18 protein-coding genes and 1 pseudogene are annotated in these 17,068 nt (G+C 69.3%); 7 read left to right on the forward strand and 12 right to left on the reverse strand.

Going from position 1 to position 17,068, the window contains the following annotated elements; all coding sequences use genetic code 11:
• Nucleotides 1-216: 216 nt before the first annotated feature.
• Nucleotides 217-939, reverse strand: a complete 723-nt coding sequence (locus OG819_RS33755; protein ID WP_266652403.1) for a TetR/AcrR family transcriptional regulator — start codon at nucleotides 937-939, stop codon at nucleotides 217-219.
• 62 nt (nucleotides 940-1,001) lie between these two features.
• Here OG819_RS33755 and OG819_RS33760 point away from each other — a divergent pair, with 62 nt between their 5' ends.
• The 5 genes from OG819_RS33760 to OG819_RS33780 all read left to right on the forward strand — a co-directional run bounded on the left by OG819_RS33760 (nucleotide 1,002) and on the right by OG819_RS33780 (nucleotide 6,233).
• A complete protein-coding gene (locus OG819_RS33760; protein ID WP_266652926.1) occupies nucleotides 1,002-2,630 on the forward strand; it encodes an FAD-dependent oxidoreductase in 1,629 nt (542 codons plus the stop codon).
• A complete protein-coding gene (locus OG819_RS33765; protein WP_266652405.1) occupies nucleotides 2,627-2,824 on the forward strand; it encodes a hypothetical protein in 198 nt (65 codons plus the stop codon). Before OG819_RS33760 ends, OG819_RS33765 begins: the two co-directional genes overlap by 4 nt.
• Complete coding sequence (locus OG819_RS33770; protein ID WP_266652407.1) at nucleotides 2,821-4,560, forward strand: hypothetical protein; 1,740 nt, start codon at nucleotides 2,821-2,823, stop codon at nucleotides 4,558-4,560. Before OG819_RS33765 ends, OG819_RS33770 begins: the two co-directional genes overlap by 4 nt.
• A 90-nt stretch (nucleotides 4,561-4,650) precedes the next feature.
• On the forward strand, nucleotides 4,651-5,586 hold the full coding sequence (locus tag OG819_RS33775) for a MerR family transcriptional regulator (protein WP_266652409.1): 936 nt from the start codon (nucleotides 4,651-4,653) through the stop codon (nucleotides 5,584-5,586).
• 77 nt (nucleotides 5,587-5,663) lie between these two features.
• On the forward strand, nucleotides 5,664-6,233 hold the full coding sequence (locus OG819_RS33780) for a GNAT family N-acetyltransferase (protein ID WP_266652411.1): 570 nt from the start codon (nucleotides 5,664-5,666) through the stop codon (nucleotides 6,231-6,233).
• A gap of 212 nt (nucleotides 6,234-6,445) precedes the next feature.
• Here the strand turns inward: OG819_RS33780 and OG819_RS33785 are convergent, their stop codons facing one another.
• The 3 genes and pseudogenes from OG819_RS33785 to OG819_RS33795 all read right to left on the reverse strand — a co-directional run bounded on the left by OG819_RS33785 (nucleotide 6,446) and on the right by OG819_RS33795 (nucleotide 8,808).
• The gene (locus OG819_RS33785; protein ID WP_266652413.1) at nucleotides 6,446-7,924 is read right to left on the reverse strand and encodes a hypothetical protein; all 1,479 of its coding nucleotides are present in this window, start codon (nucleotides 7,922-7,924) and stop codon (nucleotides 6,446-6,448) included.
• Nucleotides 7,925-8,264: 340 nt separating this feature from the next.
• A pseudogene (locus OG819_RS33790) lies at nucleotides 8,265-8,571 on the reverse strand (VOC family protein).
• Nucleotides 8,572-8,619: 48 nt separating this feature from the next.
• Nucleotides 8,620-8,808 (reverse strand): bleomycin resistance protein, encoded by a 189-nt coding sequence (locus OG819_RS33795; protein WP_266638518.1) that lies wholly within the window; start codon nucleotides 8,806-8,808, stop codon nucleotides 8,620-8,622.
• Between the two features lie 477 nt (nucleotides 8,809-9,285).
• On the opposite strand from OG819_RS33795, the gene OG819_RS33800 reads away from it, so the two are divergent.
• Entirely contained in the window at nucleotides 9,286-10,074 is a 789-nt protein-coding gene (locus tag OG819_RS33800; RefSeq protein ID WP_266652415.1) for a metalloregulator ArsR/SmtB family transcription factor, read from the forward strand.
• 127 nt (nucleotides 10,075-10,201) lie between these two features.
• Here OG819_RS33800 and OG819_RS33805 read toward each other — a convergent pair whose 3' ends face one another.
• From OG819_RS33805 to OG819_RS58695, 4 genes are all read right to left on the reverse strand, one after another.
• A complete protein-coding gene (locus OG819_RS33805) occupies nucleotides 10,202-11,893 on the reverse strand; it encodes an acetolactate synthase large subunit (RefSeq protein WP_266652417.1) in 1,692 nt (563 codons plus the stop codon).
• A gap of 243 nt (nucleotides 11,894-12,136) precedes the next feature.
• A complete protein-coding gene (locus tag OG819_RS33810; RefSeq protein ID WP_266638516.1) occupies nucleotides 12,137-12,598 on the reverse strand; it encodes a hypothetical protein in 462 nt (153 codons plus the stop codon).
• Nucleotides 12,583-13,122 (reverse strand): MFS transporter, encoded by a 540-nt coding sequence (locus OG819_RS33815; protein WP_353963257.1) that lies wholly within the window; start codon nucleotides 13,120-13,122, stop codon nucleotides 12,583-12,585. The genes OG819_RS33810 and OG819_RS33815 overlap by 16 nt, the downstream gene beginning before the upstream one ends.
• A complete protein-coding gene (locus OG819_RS58695; RefSeq protein ID WP_266638514.1) occupies nucleotides 13,059-13,430 on the reverse strand; it encodes an MFS transporter in 372 nt (123 codons plus the stop codon). Before OG819_RS58695 ends, OG819_RS33815 begins: the two co-directional genes overlap by 64 nt.
• A 109-nt stretch (nucleotides 13,431-13,539) precedes the next feature.
• Here OG819_RS58695 and OG819_RS33825 point away from each other — a divergent pair, with 109 nt between their 5' ends.
• Entirely contained in the window at nucleotides 13,540-14,493 is a 954-nt protein-coding gene (locus OG819_RS33825) for a LysR family transcriptional regulator (protein ID WP_266638513.1), read from the forward strand.
• Nucleotides 14,494-14,775: 282 nt separating this feature from the next.
• Here OG819_RS33825 and OG819_RS33830 read toward each other — a convergent pair whose 3' ends face one another.
• From OG819_RS33830 to OG819_RS33845, 4 genes are all read right to left on the reverse strand, one after another.
• Nucleotides 14,776-15,654, reverse strand: coding sequence for an ABC transporter substrate-binding protein (locus OG819_RS33830; protein WP_266638512.1), 879 nt, complete (start codon nucleotides 15,652-15,654; stop codon nucleotides 14,776-14,778).
• Between the two features lie 141 nt (nucleotides 15,655-15,795).
• The gene (locus OG819_RS33835; protein ID WP_266638511.1) at nucleotides 15,796-16,560 is read right to left on the reverse strand and encodes an SDR family NAD(P)-dependent oxidoreductase; all 765 of its coding nucleotides are present in this window, start codon (nucleotides 16,558-16,560) and stop codon (nucleotides 15,796-15,798) included.
• Nucleotides 16,557-16,742 (reverse strand): hypothetical protein, encoded by a 186-nt coding sequence (locus tag OG819_RS33840; RefSeq protein WP_266638510.1) that lies wholly within the window; start codon nucleotides 16,740-16,742, stop codon nucleotides 16,557-16,559. The genes OG819_RS33835 and OG819_RS33840 overlap by 4 nt, the downstream gene beginning before the upstream one ends.
• A gap of 20 nt (nucleotides 16,743-16,762) precedes the next feature.
• Complete coding sequence (locus OG819_RS33845) at nucleotides 16,763-16,903, reverse strand: hypothetical protein (protein ID WP_266652421.1); 141 nt, start codon at nucleotides 16,901-16,903, stop codon at nucleotides 16,763-16,765.
• Nucleotides 16,904-17,068 lie beyond the last annotated feature (165 nt).

Consider the following 17,068-nt stretch of genomic DNA (forward strand, 5'->3'; position numbering starts at 1 on the left):
CTCGACAGCTACCGCCACCACGAGGCGGCCGATGTCCTCGGCCGGATTTGCCCGCCCGCCGTGGCCGTGCTGCCGAGATTACGGAAGATGCTGGACGCCGGATACGAGTGGACCCGGTCCCCGCGGCGGCGGCCGCTTCCGAAGCCTTCCAGTCGTGGCTCACCCGTGCTGATGAGGCACCGTCGCTTCCCTCCGGCTTGATCCGCCGGACAGGACCTAGCGGTGGGCGACGCCGTCGATCATCAGGGCGAGGGTGAAGTCGAACCGGTCGTGGCCCTCGCCGGCGGTGAGCTCGACCGCGTAGCGGGTGGTGTGAGGGAAGGTCTCGGCAGGCAGCGTGGTCAGACGGCGCTGGAGCTCGTCGGTGTCGACGACCCATTCCGCCTCGTTGTGGACCTTGCGCTGGTTCACGATGGAGATTTCCAGGCAGTAGGCGGCCACGTACAACAAGAGGGCGTCGATGGCCCAGGCGGCGGCCTGCGGGGCGACGCCGCCGGCGAGCAGGATCGCCAGCATTCCTTCGCTGACGCGCACGGTCTCGAGGTCGGTGGGGGCCATGGCGAGCGCGGCGCGGGAGATTCCGGGGAATTTCAGGTACTGGTCGCGAATCTGGATGCACACGCGGCGGATCTGCTCCCGCCATGCCGCGGGGTCGGGCTCGGGGAGTACGAGCTCGGCGCGCAGTCGCCCGATGAGCAGCTCGTCGAGGTCGGCCTTGTTGACCACGTGGGCGTAGAGCGAGGCGGGTCCGGTGTCGAGTGCGCCGGCCAGCCGGCGCATGGTCAGTGCCTCATAGCCCTCTGTGGCGATGACGCCCAGCGCGGTGTCGATGACCTGTTCCACGGTGATCGGGTCCTTGCGACGCCGCGGCCTGGTGTCGGCTTTGGCCTCGGGGTTCGGCGGCTGGTGGCGTGCCGCGCGTCGTTCTCTCGGGTTCACCCGGTCATCATAGCTTGACACGAACATCGTTCGTATATAGAACACTGTTCGTGTCGATGAAGATGAATGCGAATCAGGACGTGGACGTGACCGTGGTCGGCGCCGGGCCGGTGGGCCTCGTGCTCGCCGCCGAGCTGGCGCTCTCCGGGGCGACGGTGCAGATATTCGAGCGACGGGCCGAGCCGAACGAGGCGATGAAGGCGGGGTCGATCAACGTGCCGACGGCCGAGGCACTCGACCGCCGCGGCCTGCTTCCTGCCGCCGAACAGGTGCAGCGCGAGATGCTCGAGCGGGTGGGGTCGTTCGCCCGCACGGCCGACGACGACCAACCGTCCGGTGGCGGCCGACGAGCACCGGACACGCGGTTCACCGGGCATTTCGCCGGAATGGTCCTCGACGCCGACCTCACGGACTGGTCCGACCCCGACCTCGCCGCACACACCGCCGTCGCCGGAGCGAGGATGGTGCCGCAGCGCGAGCTGGAGGAACTGTTGGCCGGCCATGTCGCGCGACTCGGCGTACCGGTGCGTCGTGGGGTGGAGGTCACCGCGCTCGAAGACACCGGCGACGGCGTGCTCGTCGGCACCACCGACGGCACGGTGCGCACCGGGTGGCTGATCGGGTGCGACGGCGGGCGCAGCACCGTGCGCCGCCTCGCGGGCATCGACTTCCCCGGCACCGACCCCGAACTCACCGGACATCTGGCGGTCGCCGACATCGCCGACCCGGAGAAGCTCGCGAACGGATGGGCGTGGTCGACCCGGGGGGCGTACCGCTACGGGCCACAGCCCGGGCGGGTGGTCACCGTGGAGTTCGACGGCGCTCCCGCCGACCTCCCCCAGGCTCGGCTCCGCTCGCGCGGGGGGACCCCCGTGGCGCCGGTCACCCTTGAGGAGTTGCAGACCAGTCTGCGCCGGGTCTCCGGCACCGACATCACGCTGACCGCGCTGCGCGGCGTCGCGACCCGCTGGAGCGACAACGCCCGCCAGGCCGCGACCTACCGGTCGGGGCGGGTGCTGCTGGCCGGCGACGCCGCGCACGTGCACTCACCGTTCGGCGGTCAGGGGCTCAATCTCGGGGTCGGCGACGCGATGAACCTCGGTTGGAAGCTCGGTGCCGTGGTCGCCGGGTGGGCACCCGAAGGGCTGCTCGACACCTACGACGCCGAGCGTCGTCCCCTTGGTGCCTGGGTGCTGGACTGGACGCGGGCCCAGATCGGGGTGATGCGCGGGGACGCCAAGTCGGCCGCGCTCCGGGAGGTCGTCGGCGACTTGCTGAGCACTCGGGAGGGCGCGACCTACGCGGTCAAGAAGATCTCCGGTGTCACGCAGCGCATCGCCCTGCCCGGCGACCATCCGCTGGTCGGGCGGTTCGCCCCCGACCTGTGGCTGAAGGACGGCTCTCGTCTGGTCGACCACGGTCACGGTGGCGGGTTCCTGCTGCTCGACCGTACTGCGGACGGTGCGTTTGCCCGCCTCGCAGCGGCCTGGGCCGGGCGAGTGAGCAGCGTGACCGACGACCACGCGACGCCCACCGGGGTGTTGGTACGCCCGGACGGGGTGGTCGCCTGGGCCTCCGACACCACCGGCATCGCCGCCGTCACCGGCCTAGAAGACGCCCTGCACCGATGGACCGGCGCGCCGTCGGCCCCCGCAAAGAGGGAGACGCGCGGCTCGACTCCACGTTCATGACCCGTGTGCTGCTCGAGCTCGGCGCCGAGCCGATGCTCCTGCGGGGTGTGACGGTCCTGGACTTCAGCCCGGTCGAACCGCTCGCGGCGGGGTGGGGAGGTAGCCGCGAGGCCCGCGCCGACTCCCGCTCGACCCACCGCGCGAGGGCCATCCCGACCCCGTTGTCAGTGGCGGCCCGTATGGTCCGATCATGAGTGTTCCCGCCGTTGAGGACTCGTGGGTCCGTATCGATACCTGGCTGCTGCGGCATGCGCCCGTCAGCCACGCTCTGCTGCGTCCGCCGGCGTCGCCGTCGGAGATCAGGGCGGCCGAGCGCACGCTCGGGGTCCGCTTCCACCCCGACCTGGTGGCCTCGCTGAGCTGTCACGACGGCGTGGAACTCCAGCCAGGGGCACTCGTGTTGGCGCACTACGGTCCGCCGTCCCGCGTCGCGGACATCGTCAAGAGCACCAAGTTCCTGCGCGGCGTCGGCGCGGGCGTCCCGGACGACGACGCCCTCGACGAGGACGACGAGGACTACGACGAACTCGCCACGTACTGGCACCACGACTGGCTGCTCATCACCCTCGGCGTCGGCTGGCAGTCCTCCGACGGCCTGTTCCTCTCCTGCCACCCCGGCCACAACTGGGGCAGGCTCGGCCGCTACTTCGACGAGGACACTCCCTCGTTCACGGGGTGGGCGTCTCTGCGCCACGCACTGGCCGACCTCGCGGACGCCCTGGAAAGAGGCCGCCCGTTCAACGGCCAGACCCCGCTGGCGTACGAGGGCGTCCTGCTGTGGGACCACGAGACGACCGCCATCCCCGACCCGGTCTCCCCGCTCGCGCTGGCCGCCGAGTCCGCAGAACCGGAGCCGGAGCCGCCGGCTCCCGCCGAGCCGCTCTTCGCTCCGGAGCGCCGGTCGAGCGGCGCGTACCTCGTCATGATCCGGCACAGGACCCCGACCCCGCCCCCGCCGACCCAGCCCGACGTCGTCTTCGCGGAGCACCTCACCCCGGCCGAACTGCTGCGCAGGCTGGGCGCGATACCCGACACCGTCCGCCCCCGCACGCGCGCCCGGGCCCAGACGGCGGCGAACTCGCCGTGGGCGGCGTACCGTCCGATGGTCCGCGCGGGCAGCGTCGGCGGATGGGCCTACGCGACCCAGGAGGGTGGCGCCGCCCAGTTCACCCGCCCGGAGGTGCTGCGCAGGGTCTCCGCGGACACGCGCGCGGTCGCCCTGACCAGGCGGGGCCCGGAGGTCCAGGTCGCGGTCACCGAGGACGGCGTACCGGGGCCGGAGGGCGTGCGTCATGTCCTGTCGCCGCGCGAGGGCGGCGGCGACTCCTGGCCCGGGTCGACGGCGACGTACGCCCGCTTCCTGGCCGAACTGCAGGGGGATTTCGGCATCACGTACCTGCCGGACGACGACGCCGACACGGAGCTGACGAGCGCCCTGCTCCTGCCGGTGCTGGAGGACGTCGACCGGGCCGCGAACCGGTACGTCGCCAATGTCCGGGATTTCGACCTGGCCGCACTGATCGAGCGGACACAGCCAGCCCGTCTGCGCACGGCGATGGGCGCACAACTGAGGCGACTGGCGGCGGAGACCCGGTTCGACGTGTACGACGAGGTGAGCGACGCGCTGGCCCGCACCACCCGTGGCGAGACGGTCGACCTCACCCCGGACAGCCCCCTGGACCTGCGCATCCGCACACTCACCGCGGAGGCGTCGGCGGCCCGGCAGATGGTGAGCGGGCAGCGCGCCTGGCACGACGACAACGACCCCGTGACGCAGTCCGATTTCAGTGCGTGGGCGCTGCGGGTGCAGGCGGCACGCGCACTGCGGGAGTTCGTCGATGCGGGGGTGCCGGCGGCCGCCGCGACGATCCTGTCTCTGCGGATGTCCGCGCACTGGAGGACGGAGTTGGCAGCGGACCTGGAGGGGTGAGAAGCAGAAGCAGGGAGCGAGCAGGACGGGGTGTGGAGACGTCCGGCGCGGACTTGAGTCTCCTGCAGGGGGAGACAGGAAGGTGAGCTCATGGACGGCGGCATCCTCTACTCAATCGGTGAACTGGCCCAGCGCACCGGGCTGACAGTCAAGACGATCCGGTTCTACTCCGACCGCGGCATCGTGGCGCCTGCTGACCGCACCCACGCCGGCTATCGGCGCTACGCCCCGGATGCCGTCGCTCGCCTTGCCCTCGTGCGGGCACTGCGCGAACTGGGAGTCGGCCTCGACACGATTCGGCGGGTCGTGGATCAGGAACTCTCCCTCAGCGAAGTCGCCGCGGAGCACGCCGCCGCACTGGACGTGCAGATCAGCATTCTGCGTCTGCGACGGGCGGTGCTGACGGCCGCCGCCGAACGCGAACCCACCCCCAAGGAGATGGAAATCATGTACCAGTTGGCCACGCTGTCCGAAGCCGAACGCCGAAGACTGATCGACGACCTCCTCGACACCGTCTTCGAAGGCCTCCACAGTGGCCCCCAGCATGCCGCAGCTCGACGCTCCATGACACCCGAGCTCCCCGACAACTCCACAGACGATCAGGTCAGGGCATGGGTGGAGCTGGCCGAACTGTCCCTGGACCCGGATTTCCGCGCCAGTCTGCGGCGCCTGGCCGCAGACCATGCGGCCGACCTGCCCGACGGCACCCCCACCCCACCGCGCCCGGACATGGTCGCCGTCGCCCGTGATCTCGTGAGACCGGCCATGACGTGCGGCATCAGCCCGGATTCGCCCCAGGCCGATCCTGTCGTCGCAGCGCTCACCGCTCACTGCGCGCTCGCCCACGGCCGCCCTGATGACGCCGACCTGCACCGGTGGCTGCTGCGTCGTCTGGAAGCCGCGAGCGATCCGGACAGGGACGAGTACCTCCGGCTGCTCGCGCTGATCAACGACTGGCCAGTACCGGAACGCCTCGCCCCGGCGATGGACTGGTCCGTCACAGCTCTGCGGATACGGGCAGCTTGATGACGCGACGACCCAACAGCGCCGCCGTACAGCCGGACGTAGCCATGAAAGCCGCCGCGGCCACGTACTCTCGCCCGATGGACAAGATCACCGCGCGGCTGGAGGCAGACGCCACACCGTCGGCTCCCGCTCTCATACTGCGTCCCTGGAGCCATACGGACGCTGCCGACCTGGTTGAGCTGTATCAGGATGACGTCCTGCGCCGATGGACGAGCTCAACGGTGAACGACGAGGCGAGCGCGGCACAGTGGATTGAGGACCAGCAACGAGCCTGGGAGAGGGAAGACCGCTTCGGATTTGCCGTCATGGAATCCCAAGCTGCGGGCGTCGAGGGACCGTTGGCGGGTCACGTGGTCCTCAAGAACGTCACCCCGGGCGCTTCGTCCGCCGAGGTCGGCTACTGGACCGCGGCGCATGCGCGCGGCCGGGGAGTGGCGCCCCGAGCACTGCGGGCGCTGACGCACTGGGCCTTCACCGCCCTCCCCGGTGACGGACTGATGCGTCTTGAACTCTTGCATCAAGTGGACAACACAGCCTCATGCGGCGTCGCGCAGAAGAGCGGGTACGAGCTGATCACGCTTCTGCCCGCGGCACCGCCCGCATATCCCCTCACCGGTCACCTGCACGTACGCGAGCGTGACCGCTGAACGGCCGGGTAGCGGCCCCGGCGTCCTCATGAGGAAACCCTGAAGCCGACCCGCCTGGTGGACGATCTGATTGAACCGTGACGGTCCCCGGAGGCTGGCACACCGAAGGCTCCAGCGAGGCATGTCCATCCGTCACGCGGGCCGACTGAGTCCGGCTACGCCAGCTCGCCGCCATCCTCATCCGGACATGGCGCTGACCAGAGGTACTGAACCTAGGACCGGTCCGGCAGGGGGAGTTCGACGCCGTCGAAGGCGAGATCCGCTGGGACGGCCTCGTCCACGGCGCGGGTCAGCCGGTGCCCGCCGCGGTACCAGGCCGGGTCGACTCCGATGCTGCAGCCGCACCGGCCGATCAGGTTGCGCTCGGGACCCCACCGTTCGAGCGCGATGACGTCGTCGAAGCGGAGTTCGTGGTAGACGCCGGGTGTGCACGACACCACCGACCTGGGCGTAAGAACCACCCAGTGCCGTTCCGCGGCGCGCCTGAACGCGCGTTTCCCCAGGTGTTCGCGGAACTCCTGCCCCCGCGGGGGGATTTCGTCCCAGGTCCAGCAGGAGGTGCACCACAGCCGGCGGCCGTCCGGGCCGGGGAGGTGGAGGAGCAGTCCCTCCGGGACGACCAACTGGGCCCGCTCCATGGCTCGTTGCCAGGAGTCGCGCACGTCCTGAGGGGTGACGCCCTCCAGGGCGCGGCGTCGGCTGCCCTCATCGAGGAAAGGGATCCCGAACAGCTCGCTACGGGCCGCGTCATCGAGGGTGCGCGGTCGCGGCGGAGGGTCCTCCGGCAGGGAACGGTGCCGGGCCACCTCGGCCGGAGCTGGTTCGTCCCTGGCCAGGCTCAGCGCCTGTGACCACATCGTCGCAGCCACGTCCTCGGCATCGCCGGCAGGGGCTGAGGCGAGGAGCAGTCCGACGACCGTGACGGAGTCGTGCAGCGCTGTGGCCGCCTCAGCCGGGGCGGCGGACACCCGCCGGCCGACGAGGGCGGCGGTCACCCGTTCCCGGAGGATCCGGTGGGCGACCGCCATGGCCACGGACCCGACGGGGGCCTCGACGGACAGCGCGACGCCGTCGATGTTCCGGTGGGTCCAGGAGGCGCGCGGATAGCGAGCCTGAGGTGCGAAACGGCGCGGGCGCTCGCCCGGGGGCAGCGGGAGCCGCAGGCCGGCGGGGTTCGATCCGGTCAGGGTCAGGACGGCGTTGGTCCGGGTGAACCAGGCCGCGGCGTGCCCGAGCAGCGTGTGCGCACTCGGCAGGTGGTGCTGGCTGCGCTCGTGACCCTCCAGGCCGGCGGCCTGCGATCCGTACCGGGCGTTCAGCGCACCGACGGTCCGCGGGTCGTCGACGGACCGTGCGACCTCGCCGTCGAGCGCGTGCGCCATCTCGTCGAGCCGGTCGGCCGGCAAGTCGGACAGAGCCAGGCAGAGTGCCCCCAGGCAGTCGGAGACTTCTTCGCGAGTACCCGAGACCGTGAACCGCGTCTCCTCGATGCCGGTGGACACGACGGGCTCGACCCCGTCCGGGAGCCGCTGTCGTGTCGCGTGCACGGCGAGGGCGGCGACCAGGCGGCTGATGCCGAGCGTGCGGTACGTCTCGTCGCGGGTTCCGACGCCGAAGCGCAGGGTGGCGTGGAGCGGCCCGGGCTCGGAGAACCGGAGGACGGGTACGCCGTCGACGTTGCTGCGGTACATGGCCGCACCCTAACCAGGACGTATGTTCGGCCCCTGGGCGGGCTGCCGGGCCGCGGGCCCGTTTGCCCGGTCGGGTTCGGGTCGGTGGTGACCTGGCGTCGAGCCCAGATGGTGTTGCTCTCGGCACAGGGCATTCAGGTGCCCACGATCGCGTCAACGGATGAAAAATTGGAAGGCCAGTAAGGATCCTGACTACGTGGTGAAGAACAATTTGCCGGCGCCCGATGCGGGGGATGGTTTGCTGATGACGGCGATCCGGCAGCCGGCTGCGGTGAAGGCGTCGGTGCGGTCATGGGGCGCTGAGACCAGCACTTCACGGGACGTGTGGTGTCAGGGCAGGTCATCGATGGCTCAGCACATTGACCGTCCGCCCGTTGGGATCCCTGACGAAGAACCGGCGCACTCCCCACTCTTCGTCCTGCAAGGGGTACACGATCTCCGCCCCACTCGTACGCAAGACCTCATAGGCCACGTCCGCGTCATCCATCTCCATACTCATGTCGGGAGTGACCGGTGCAGTCCTGCTCACTGCTCATGAGGCTGATCTGTGCTGCCAGGTTGGACGGGGAGGCAAGCGTCACGATCCAGCCGTGGTTCATGACCTCCTCGAAGCCCAGCAGACCGTAGAACTCCTGGCTTTCCTGCACGACTTCCGACCGCCACGCAGACTTTCGCCATGACGTCGTAGTCGGCCTTCATCGCCGCAGTGCCTCCATGTGGAGCGCGGCGTCGGCGGCAGCCTCGTCGGGAGTCCGGCCGTTCTCACGGGCGACGATGTACGCGGCATACCAATCCGACCAGTGGTGCTTGGGGGCGGTCGCCTCGTACGGGCCGTGATGCTCCTCCGTCTCACGCAAGAGTTCTGTCAGCGTGGAGATGTCCATGGCGAAGCCTCCTCGGTCGTGCGGGACTGGTCACCGTCCCGGTTGTCGCGCCTGGACCTCTTGCAGCACCCACCCATTGCCGTCTGGATCGCTGAACGAGACGTAGCTGCGGCCCTCTGGATCGGGCTGCTCATGGCGATCTCCCATGACGGATGCCCGGTTCGGCTGTGACCCCTCACAAGTCGGCACCGGCGGGAACCCGAGGACCGACTCAGGGTCACCCAAGGACCGACTGACGCGATAGTTGTCGTGCGACTGATGATATTGGCGATGACGTCCGACGGCGCGCCGAGTTCATCGTTCCCGGTGTGACGGATGCGGACTGGCCCACCACATAGCGCTTGGACCACGCGCTGGAGGCGCCACCGAAGGCCTTCCAACGCATGGCCAGCCGTGAAGGCAGGCCAACGAAGACCGCCATTGACATTATGCAGGCAAGTACCTGCATAATGAGGTGTGAGCCTCGAAGCTAGAGCGATGGACTTGGTTTTCAAAGCGCTGGCCGACCCCACCCGGCGACTCCTGCTCGACCGTCTGCGTGAGCACAACGGCCAGACACTCGGCGAGCTGTGTGAACGCTTGGACATGGCGCGTCAGTCGGCGACGCAGCATCTCGACATCCTGGAGCGGGCCAATCTCGTGACCGTCGTGCGACGGGGACGGGAGCGGCTCCACTACCTCAACCCGACACCGATCCACGAGATGGAGGAGCGCTGGATATCGGGGTTCGACAAACCCCGCCTGCAAGCGATCAGTGCCATCAAGAACCAGGCAGAGGAGCACGCCATGACCAACGGACCCACGTCCGTGCCGACCTACGTCTATGTCACCTACATCCGCGCAAGCGCGGAGCAGGTGTGGCAAGCCCTGACAGACGCGGACCTGACGGCGCGATACTGGGGACACGCCAATGTCTCCGACTGGCAGCCGGGCTCGACCTGGGAGCATCGACGCGTCGACGGCTCAGGCGCCGTCGATGTCGTCGGTCAAGTGATCAAGGCCGAGCCCCCGACGCGCTTGGTCATCACCTTCGAGGACGCCCCCGACGCTGAATCGCCGAGAGAGCCGTCGGTTGTCACCTTTTTCGTCGAGCCGCACGAGGACATCGTCCGCCTCACCGTGACCCACGAGCATCTCCCCAACCAGGAGATGCTCAACGGCATCTCGCGCGGATGGCCGGCCGTGCTGGCGAACCTCAAGTCGCTGCTCGAGACCGGCGATGTCCTCCCGCAGGCGCCATGGGAGATGTCTCCCGGGCACGCCTGAGACGGCACTCGCCACAGCCCTTCCCGTATCCACCCCGCGGGCGACCACGGAAACCCACGTACGACCGGATCTTCCCTCTACGGCGGTCACTCGCCCGCACTGTCCGGCGCGCGAGCCCAGCGGCAGGTCAAAACGGGCCGTGGAGGCTGCCGAGCCTGTCGGTCAGACGCAGATTCTCGGAGTAGTCGACGGGGCAGGCGATCACGGAGACCGCGTCGTCGTCGAGGGCGCGGCGCAGCACGGGCAGCAGTTGGTCGGCGGACTCGATCGCGTAGCCGTGCGCGCCGAAGCTTTCGGCGTAGGCGACCAGGTCCGGGTTGGTGAACCGGGTGTGGCTGTGGCGGCCGAGTTCGACTTCCATCTTCCAGGTGATCAGGCCGTATTCCTCGTCCACGAGAACGAGGACGACCAGCGGGACGGACTCGCGGATGGCGGTCTCCAACTCCTGGGAGTTCATCAGGAACGAGCCGTCGCCCATCATCGCCAGGACTCGTCGGTCCGGCCGGGCCAGCTTGGCGGCGATGGCGCCCGGCAGCGCGAACCCCATGGTGGACAGGCCGTTGGAGACCAGGCAGGTGTCCGGTTCGTAGGTCGGGTAGAGGCGGGACATCCACATTTTTCCGGCGCCGGTGTCGGCGAGCACGATGTCGTGACGGTCCAGCGCGGTGCGGACATCGGACACCACGCGCTGTGGCACCAGGGGGAACGCGTCGTTGCCGCGTCCGTACCGGAGTTCTTCATCGAGCAGTGCACGGATCCTCGCGCTGCTTCCGGACTCGTAGGTGAGCCCTTGGGGCAGTGCGGCCCCGAGTGCGTCCAGCCCCTCCGACAGGTCACCTACGATGCCCACTGCGACCGGGTAGTGGGCGTCCACCTCGGCCGGGAAACGATGCACGTGCAGGATCCGCTTGTCGCCGCCCGGATTGATCCTGGCCGGGTCGAACTCCTGGATCTCGTACCCCACGCAGACCAGCACGTCGGCCGTGTCGAAGCCGAAGTTGCCGTAGTCGTGGTGCATGAAGCCGACCGCGCCCAGGGCGTGGGGGTGGTCGTCGGGGAAGACGCCCTTGCCGTGAAACGTGGTCGCGACCGGGAGGTTCAGTCGCTCGGCGAACCGCACGAGGGCGGCCGAGGCCCCGGCTCTGGCGGCGCCGTGGCCCGCCAGCACCACGGGGCGCCGTGCAGTGGTGAGCACGTCGACCGCCCGCGCGATCTGGGAGGGGGACGGCGCGCCGGCATACACCGTGTTGATCTGCAGGGGTGCCAGCGACTCGGCGGGACGCTGCGTCTCGATGTCCTCCGGCACGGCCAGGAACACGGCGCCGGGGCGCTCGCTCTGGGCGGTCTTGAACGCCTTGCGCGTCATCTCCGGCACCGCGTCCGGACACGTGATGCCGGCCGCCCACTGGGTGACGGGAGCGAACATCGACACCAGGTCGATGACCTGGTGCGACTCCTTGTGGACGCGGCGCAGGGAGCCCTGGGCGGCCAGGGCCACCATCGGCGCGCTGTTGGTTGTGGCGTCCGCGGTGCCGAGCAGTAGATTGATCGCGCCGGGCCCCAGCGTGGCCGAACACACCCCGGCCCGGCCGGTCAGCCGCCCGTAGATCTCCGCCATGAACGAGGCGGCCTGTTCGTGGCGGACCAGGACGTACCGGATCCCGGAATCGTTCAGGGCGTCGACGAAGCGGATGTTCTCCTCACCGGGAATCCCGAAAACGTACTCCACGCCCTCGGCCCGCAGACACCGCACCAACAGGTGCGCGACGTCCTCGACTCCTGCCGTGTTCCGCGACCCGGTCGCGCCTTCGGTATCCATGAGACGAAACGTAGGCATTTCCGCCCGTCCCGGCCACTCATCAGCCGCCGACCAAGGTGGCGGGTGACGGGTACCAACCCGAGCGGAAGCTCACGCACCGCAAGCGCCGCCTGCGCCATTCGGAGGCGTTGCAGTCGGCAGTCGGCAGTCGGCAGTCGGCAGTCGGCAGTCGGCAGTCGGCAGTCGGCCCGCACGCCGGAGCCGGATACGGACGGCGTGCCATCGCGAATCGGCCCCACCCGTTCACCGGGCGTGCCGGTGTGACCTCCGCGTCGAGCCGACGGCGCCCGTGCGGAGCGCCGCGACGACCGCCAGGGCAGCCCCGACGGAGAGCGCTGCCGCGAAGACGATCACCGCGGCTTCGATGGTGAGATGGCCGAGCACGATGCTGAACAGGACCGGCGGAACTCCCATACCGGCGTAGCAGGAGACGAAGAACATCGCCAGGCCTCCGGCCCTGGAGTCGGGCAGGGCGATCGAACTGGCAGTGCCGACGCCGCCCTTGAACAGCGCGCCCGCTCCTATTCCGGCGATCGAGACGGCGACGAGGTACAGCCCCAGAGAGGGGTGGACCAGCGAGAGTGCCACCAGCGCAAGGCCGAGGGGGAAGACGACGGCTCCGGTGACGAGCATCCTGGCCAGGCTGAGTCGCCAGAGGATCAGCAGCCCCGCGGCCGACCAGCCGAACATCAGGAAAGGCGCCAACCTGCCACGAACGGCGAGGAGACTCCCAGCTCGGTGTGCAGGATGACAGCGCCCATCGCGGTGACCAGTCCCAGGACGGCGAAGGAGAAGACGCCCAGCGCAGCACCCGACGCGAACCCCGCACGTCCACCGGGCCGCAGGCCGAAGCGGCTTGGCCGCGTCTCGGCGGCAGGCTGACGGTCCACGGTCTCCGGCGTGGCGAGCGCCATGGCCAGGCAGACGATCAATGCCGCGGCGAAGGCCAGCTGCGTCGTCCTCAAGGGGTCGGGTCCCCACTGCGCAAAGACGCCGGCAACCAGCGAGCCGAGGGCCAGACCGCCCAGAGTCGCGGCAGTCGACACGAGCCCAGGCAGCGGGGAGGAGGGTCGGTCGGGGTACTCCTGGTGGTGCAGGTCGTGCAGGTACGCGGTCGCGGTGGAGCTCATGAGTCCCACGCCGATGCCGTTGAGCAGGCGTCCTGTCAGCAGGCCGGGCAGCTCGGGCCACAGCGCGAGGACGAGCGCCGCGACGATCGTGACCAGCAGGCGGGTACCACGATCCGTCGTCGGCCGAGCCGGTCCGACAGGTGTCCCAGCGCCAGGAATCCGGCGGCGGCCCCGACCACCAGCATCGCGAAGGCCACCGTGGTGGTGGTCGCACTGAATCCGTCATGTGCCCGGTACATCGGCCACAGTGGGGTGGGAGCCATACCGCAGGCCATGAGCACCGTGAAAGCGATCGCGGCGAACCAGAACCCGGTCCGGCGCGAGACCTGTGGCCGCGCCGATGCCGGTGAGTCGGGCGGTTGAACGGTGTCCGTGTCCCGCGAGCGGAGGGATGAAGACGTGGCCATCGGAGCGGCTCCCTACAAGGTGGTTGTGTCTTCCAGCATTGGCCTTGAGGAGATTCACGTCCAATGATTCTTCTTGCTGAGCTTCATCACGGATGGCGATAATGGTCTCATGGAGTTGCGTCATCTCGAGTATTTCGTCGCCGTGGCCGAGGAACTGAGCTTCACGGGCGCCGCCAGGCGGCTCCACGTCGTCCAGTCAGGCGTTTCCGCAACGATCCGCGCACTGGAGAAGGAGCTGGATGCGACCTTGTTCGAGCGCTCCTCGCAGCGGGTGTCCCTCACCGACGCCGGGGCGGCGCTGCTGCCCGAGGCCCATGCCGCGCTGGACGCCGTGCGGGCCGCCCGCGACGCGGTACGCGGAAACCAGGGCACACTTCGAGGCGCCATCGACATCGGGGCCATGACCGCTGTGGCTGTCATGGACCTCCCCGCCCTGCTCCGTCGCTTCCGCACGAACCACCCCGGCGTGGCGATACGGCTCCGCGTGTCCCCGACGGGGTCCGCAGGCCTCGCCCAGGCACTGGCTGCCGGGGAGCTGGATGCGGCGTTCCTGTCGCTGGCGGGCAGGACGCCGGGCGGTCTCACCGTCAGGCAGCTGACCTCGTACCCCATGGTTCTCCTGGTGCCGACCGGCCATCGGCTGGCCTCTCGGCGGCGCGTGGCCCTGCATGAACTCGCTGATGAGGAATTCGTCGACTTCCCTCCAGGATCCGGCAGCCGCGATCTGGTGGATCAGGCATTCACCACAGCCGGGGTGCGCCGCAGGGTGTCCGTGGAGGCCGACATAGCGTCTGCCGCGGCCTACGTCCGATGCGGACTGGGCATCACGCTCCTGCCGGAGTTCGCCGTACCGGACACCCCCGACCTCAGTGTCCTGGCCGTCGGCGACGAAACGCCGCGCTGGACCCTGTCGATCGCCACCTCGTCGACGCGGCGCCCCAGTGCACCTCTTCGCGCGCTTCTCGAGCTCGCCGACGCATACGCATCCACGGCACCGGAGGAGCCTGACCTGCACGACCTCGGGTCCGGAGACCGGAAGTCGGCGACAGATCACAAGGAGTGACGTTCTCGACGAATGCGCCGGGCGGCGTCGGCGACGGCCTCTGTTCGGAAACCATCGTCGGCGTTCGTCGACGAGAGTCAGTGAACGCCATGCTGCAACTCATCAACTTCTGGAACGCGTGTGCGCCATCGCGTGGCCGGCTTCGGTGGCGAAGCCCTGCAACACCGAACACACCGTGGCACTGGCAGACGCCCTCCACACCTACGGCAACCACCGCTGCCACACGGCACTCGGCGGCCACCCACCGATCTGCCGTGTGAACAACGCTGCGGGTCAATACTCCTACGGTGTGGTGGTTGTGGTGCGGTAGAAGTCGGCTGCGGTGAAGGTGGCGGGGACGCCGAGTTCGGCGGCGACCGCGGTGATGGCGGTGTCGCCGACGGCGAGGTCGGCTTGGCCGTCAGTGGTGAAGTACGGTGCGATGAACGACTTGTAGTGGGCTCGGGCTTCGTCCGCGGTGTGTCCGCCGAGGAATGTCTGCATGTGCCGCACTGTGGTGTCGGGGTCGTTGTGGATCACCTGTAGGGCGCGCCGGTGGGCGCGTAGGACGGCTTGGACCGCGGGGTCGTTGGGGTCGGTGTAGGTGGGGTCGACGGCCAGGCCCACGGTGGGGATCTGGAAGTGGTCGCCGACCCAGCCGAGTACGTGCCAGCCGTGTTCGGCTGCTACTGCCTCTGGTGCCATGGTGCTGCCGACCAGGGCGGCGTCGATGCTGCCGTCGCGCAGTCGGCGCAGGTCCATGCCGTAGTCGCCGGGCATGCGGACGATGGTGTCGATGTCGCGGTCCGGGTCGAGGCCTGCCTTGCGCAGCACGATCCGGGTGAAGCACCCGGGTGCGGTGTGGGGGGCGTGTACCGCCAGCCGTCGGCCGGCCAGGTCGGCCAGGGAGGTCAGGCCGGGGCGGGCGAGGAACCAGAACAGCGGGCGGTGGGTGTTGACGTTGAGTGCGACCCAGGGGGTGGCGTCGGTCAGCCGGGACAGCAGGGCCCGGCCGAGTCCGATGGTGGCGCCGCGGCGCAGCCGCTCCTCGTCCCAGGTGCAGCCGTCGCGCAGTGCGACGTGGACGCCTTCCTCGGCGTAGTAGTCCTCCTGGTCGGCGATGTAGGCGGCCAGTTCCTCGTGCAGGCCCCGTCCGACGTAGGCGAGATCGATCGTGTGCATGAACGTTTCCCTTGATCGTGTCAGTCAGCGTCATGCGCCCGCGCGTGTCGCGGGCGCGGCGGTCCACGGTGGTGAGGGGGCGGTGTGCCGGTGCGTGCTGGGCCGGGATGGTGTGGCCCCTGCGCGGTGAACAGTGGGGTGTCAGTACATGAACATTCCGCCATTGACCGCGGCCGTGGTGCCGGTCATGAAGGCGTTGTCCTCGCCCGCGTAGAACGCGACCGCTTGGGCGACGTCGGCAGGGTATGCCAGGCGGCCCACGGGGGTGGCGGCCACCTGCCGCTGCTTGTGTGCATCGTCGAACACATCCGTCATGCGGGCCATACGGGTGTCCTCCACCGGGCCGGCCGCGACGATGTTGACGGTGATGCCCTGCGGGCCCAGTTCGTGCGCGAGATACCGGCCGAACTGCTCCAGCGCCGCCTTGGACGTGCCCAGCGCGATCATGTTCTCCCGCGGCCGACGGCTGAGGCCGGTACTGATATAGATCATGCGTCCCCAGCCCTGTTGGGTCATGGCGGGCAGGACCGCCTTGGTGACGGCGAACGCCGCATGCATCTCGGCGTCGAGCTTGCCGCCCAGTTCCTCCCACGTCATGTCCTGGAACGACTTGACCGCATACGGGATCAACGCGTTGTGCACCAGCACGCCAACGCCACCCCAGGCCGCCTGTACCTGCCCGACCATGTTCTCGACCGCGGCCACCTCGCGCACATCGGCCTGTACGGCCATGGCCTGGCCGCCCGCGGCCTCGATGTCGGCGACGACCTCCTCGGCCGCCTTGCTGCTGCTGAGGTAGTTCACCACCACGCGCATTCCCCGCGCGGCCAGCAGGCGCGCGGTGGCCGCACCGATTCCACTGCTGGCCCCTGTCACCAATGCCACCCTGCCGGTTGTCCCGGTCATGAGCCCACCTCCTGCTCGTCATTGCGGGCCGTCGGATTGACCGCCCGGGGTTGTTCATCGCCGATGCCGGTGTGTGCCGAGCGGATCGCCCCGTAGAGCACGGTGTCGACGGTCGCCCGCAGCAGATCCGCCGCGGTCGAGTCGAGTTCGTGCGGCAACTGCGAGGTGAGCAGCCGCTCCAACGCGCCGCGGGTGATCTCACTCAGCAGCTCGGGCGGCGCCGGTAGTAGTCGCTGCTGGTGTCCGTCCCGATCGCCGCGTCCACACGCTGTTCCACGTACTGGCGGAGCAGTGCATCGCCCTGCTCCGTCGCGAGCTGAGCCGATCCGCCGGCCGCCTCCACGATGGCGTCAGCATGCTGCCCGTCACGCTCGGAAACTTAAGGAACTGATCTAGTTTCCATAGTTTCCATCGTGGTCGCCCGCCTCCGTGCTGTCAAGGCTCCTCGCCTGCACTCATTCAGGTGCCGAACCGGCACCTTGCACCGGCGGCATCGCAGCTGCCGGAC

It is taken from the genome of Streptomyces sp. NBC_01549, from assembly GCF_026339955.1.
GTDB lineage: Bacteria > Actinomycetota > Actinomycetes > Streptomycetales > Streptomycetaceae > Streptomyces.

Bases quoted from the DNA above. Each gene is read 5' to 3' on its own strand.
- OG819_RS58695 (WP_266638514.1), bottom strand. From the start codon at position 13,430: ATGGCCACGTCTTCATCCCTCCGCTCGCGGGACACGGACACCGTTCAA.
- OG819_RS33760 (WP_266652926.1), top strand. From the start codon at position 1,002: ATGAATGCGAATCAGGACGTGGACGTGACCGTGGTCGGCGCCGGGCCG.
- OG819_RS33795 (WP_266638518.1), bottom strand. From the start codon at position 8,808: ATGGACATCTCCACGCTGACAGAACTCTTGCGTGAGACGGAGGAGCAT.
- OG819_RS33770 (WP_266652407.1), top strand. From the start codon at position 2,821: ATGAGTGTTCCCGCCGTTGAGGACTCGTGGGTCCGTATCGATACCTGG.
- OG819_RS33765 (WP_266652405.1), top strand. From the start codon at position 2,627: ATGACCCGTGTGCTGCTCGAGCTCGGCGCCGAGCCGATGCTCCTGCGG.
- OG819_RS33780 (WP_266652411.1), top strand. From the start codon at position 5,664: ATGGACAAGATCACCGCGCGGCTGGAGGCAGACGCCACACCGTCGGCT.
- OG819_RS33825 (WP_266638513.1), top strand. From the start codon at position 13,540: ATGGAGTTGCGTCATCTCGAGTATTTCGTCGCCGTGGCCGAGGAACTG.
- OG819_RS33830 (WP_266638512.1), bottom strand. From the start codon at position 15,654: ATGCACACGATCGATCTCGCCTACGTCGGACGGGGCCTGCACGAGGAA.
- OG819_RS33835 (WP_266638511.1), bottom strand. From the start codon at position 16,560: ATGACCGGGACAACCGGCAGGGTGGCATTGGTGACAGGGGCCAGCAGT.
- OG819_RS33775 (WP_266652409.1), top strand. From the start codon at position 4,651: ATGGACGGCGGCATCCTCTACTCAATCGGTGAACTGGCCCAGCGCACC.
- OG819_RS33805 (WP_266652417.1), bottom strand. From the start codon at position 11,893: ATGGATACCGAAGGCGCGACCGGGTCGCGGAACACGGCAGGAGTCGAG.
- OG819_RS33785 (WP_266652413.1), bottom strand. From the start codon at position 7,924: ATGTACCGCAGCAACGTCGACGGCGTACCCGTCCTCCGGTTCTCCGAG.
- OG819_RS33800 (WP_266652415.1), top strand. From the start codon at position 9,286: ATGGACTTGGTTTTCAAAGCGCTGGCCGACCCCACCCGGCGACTCCTG.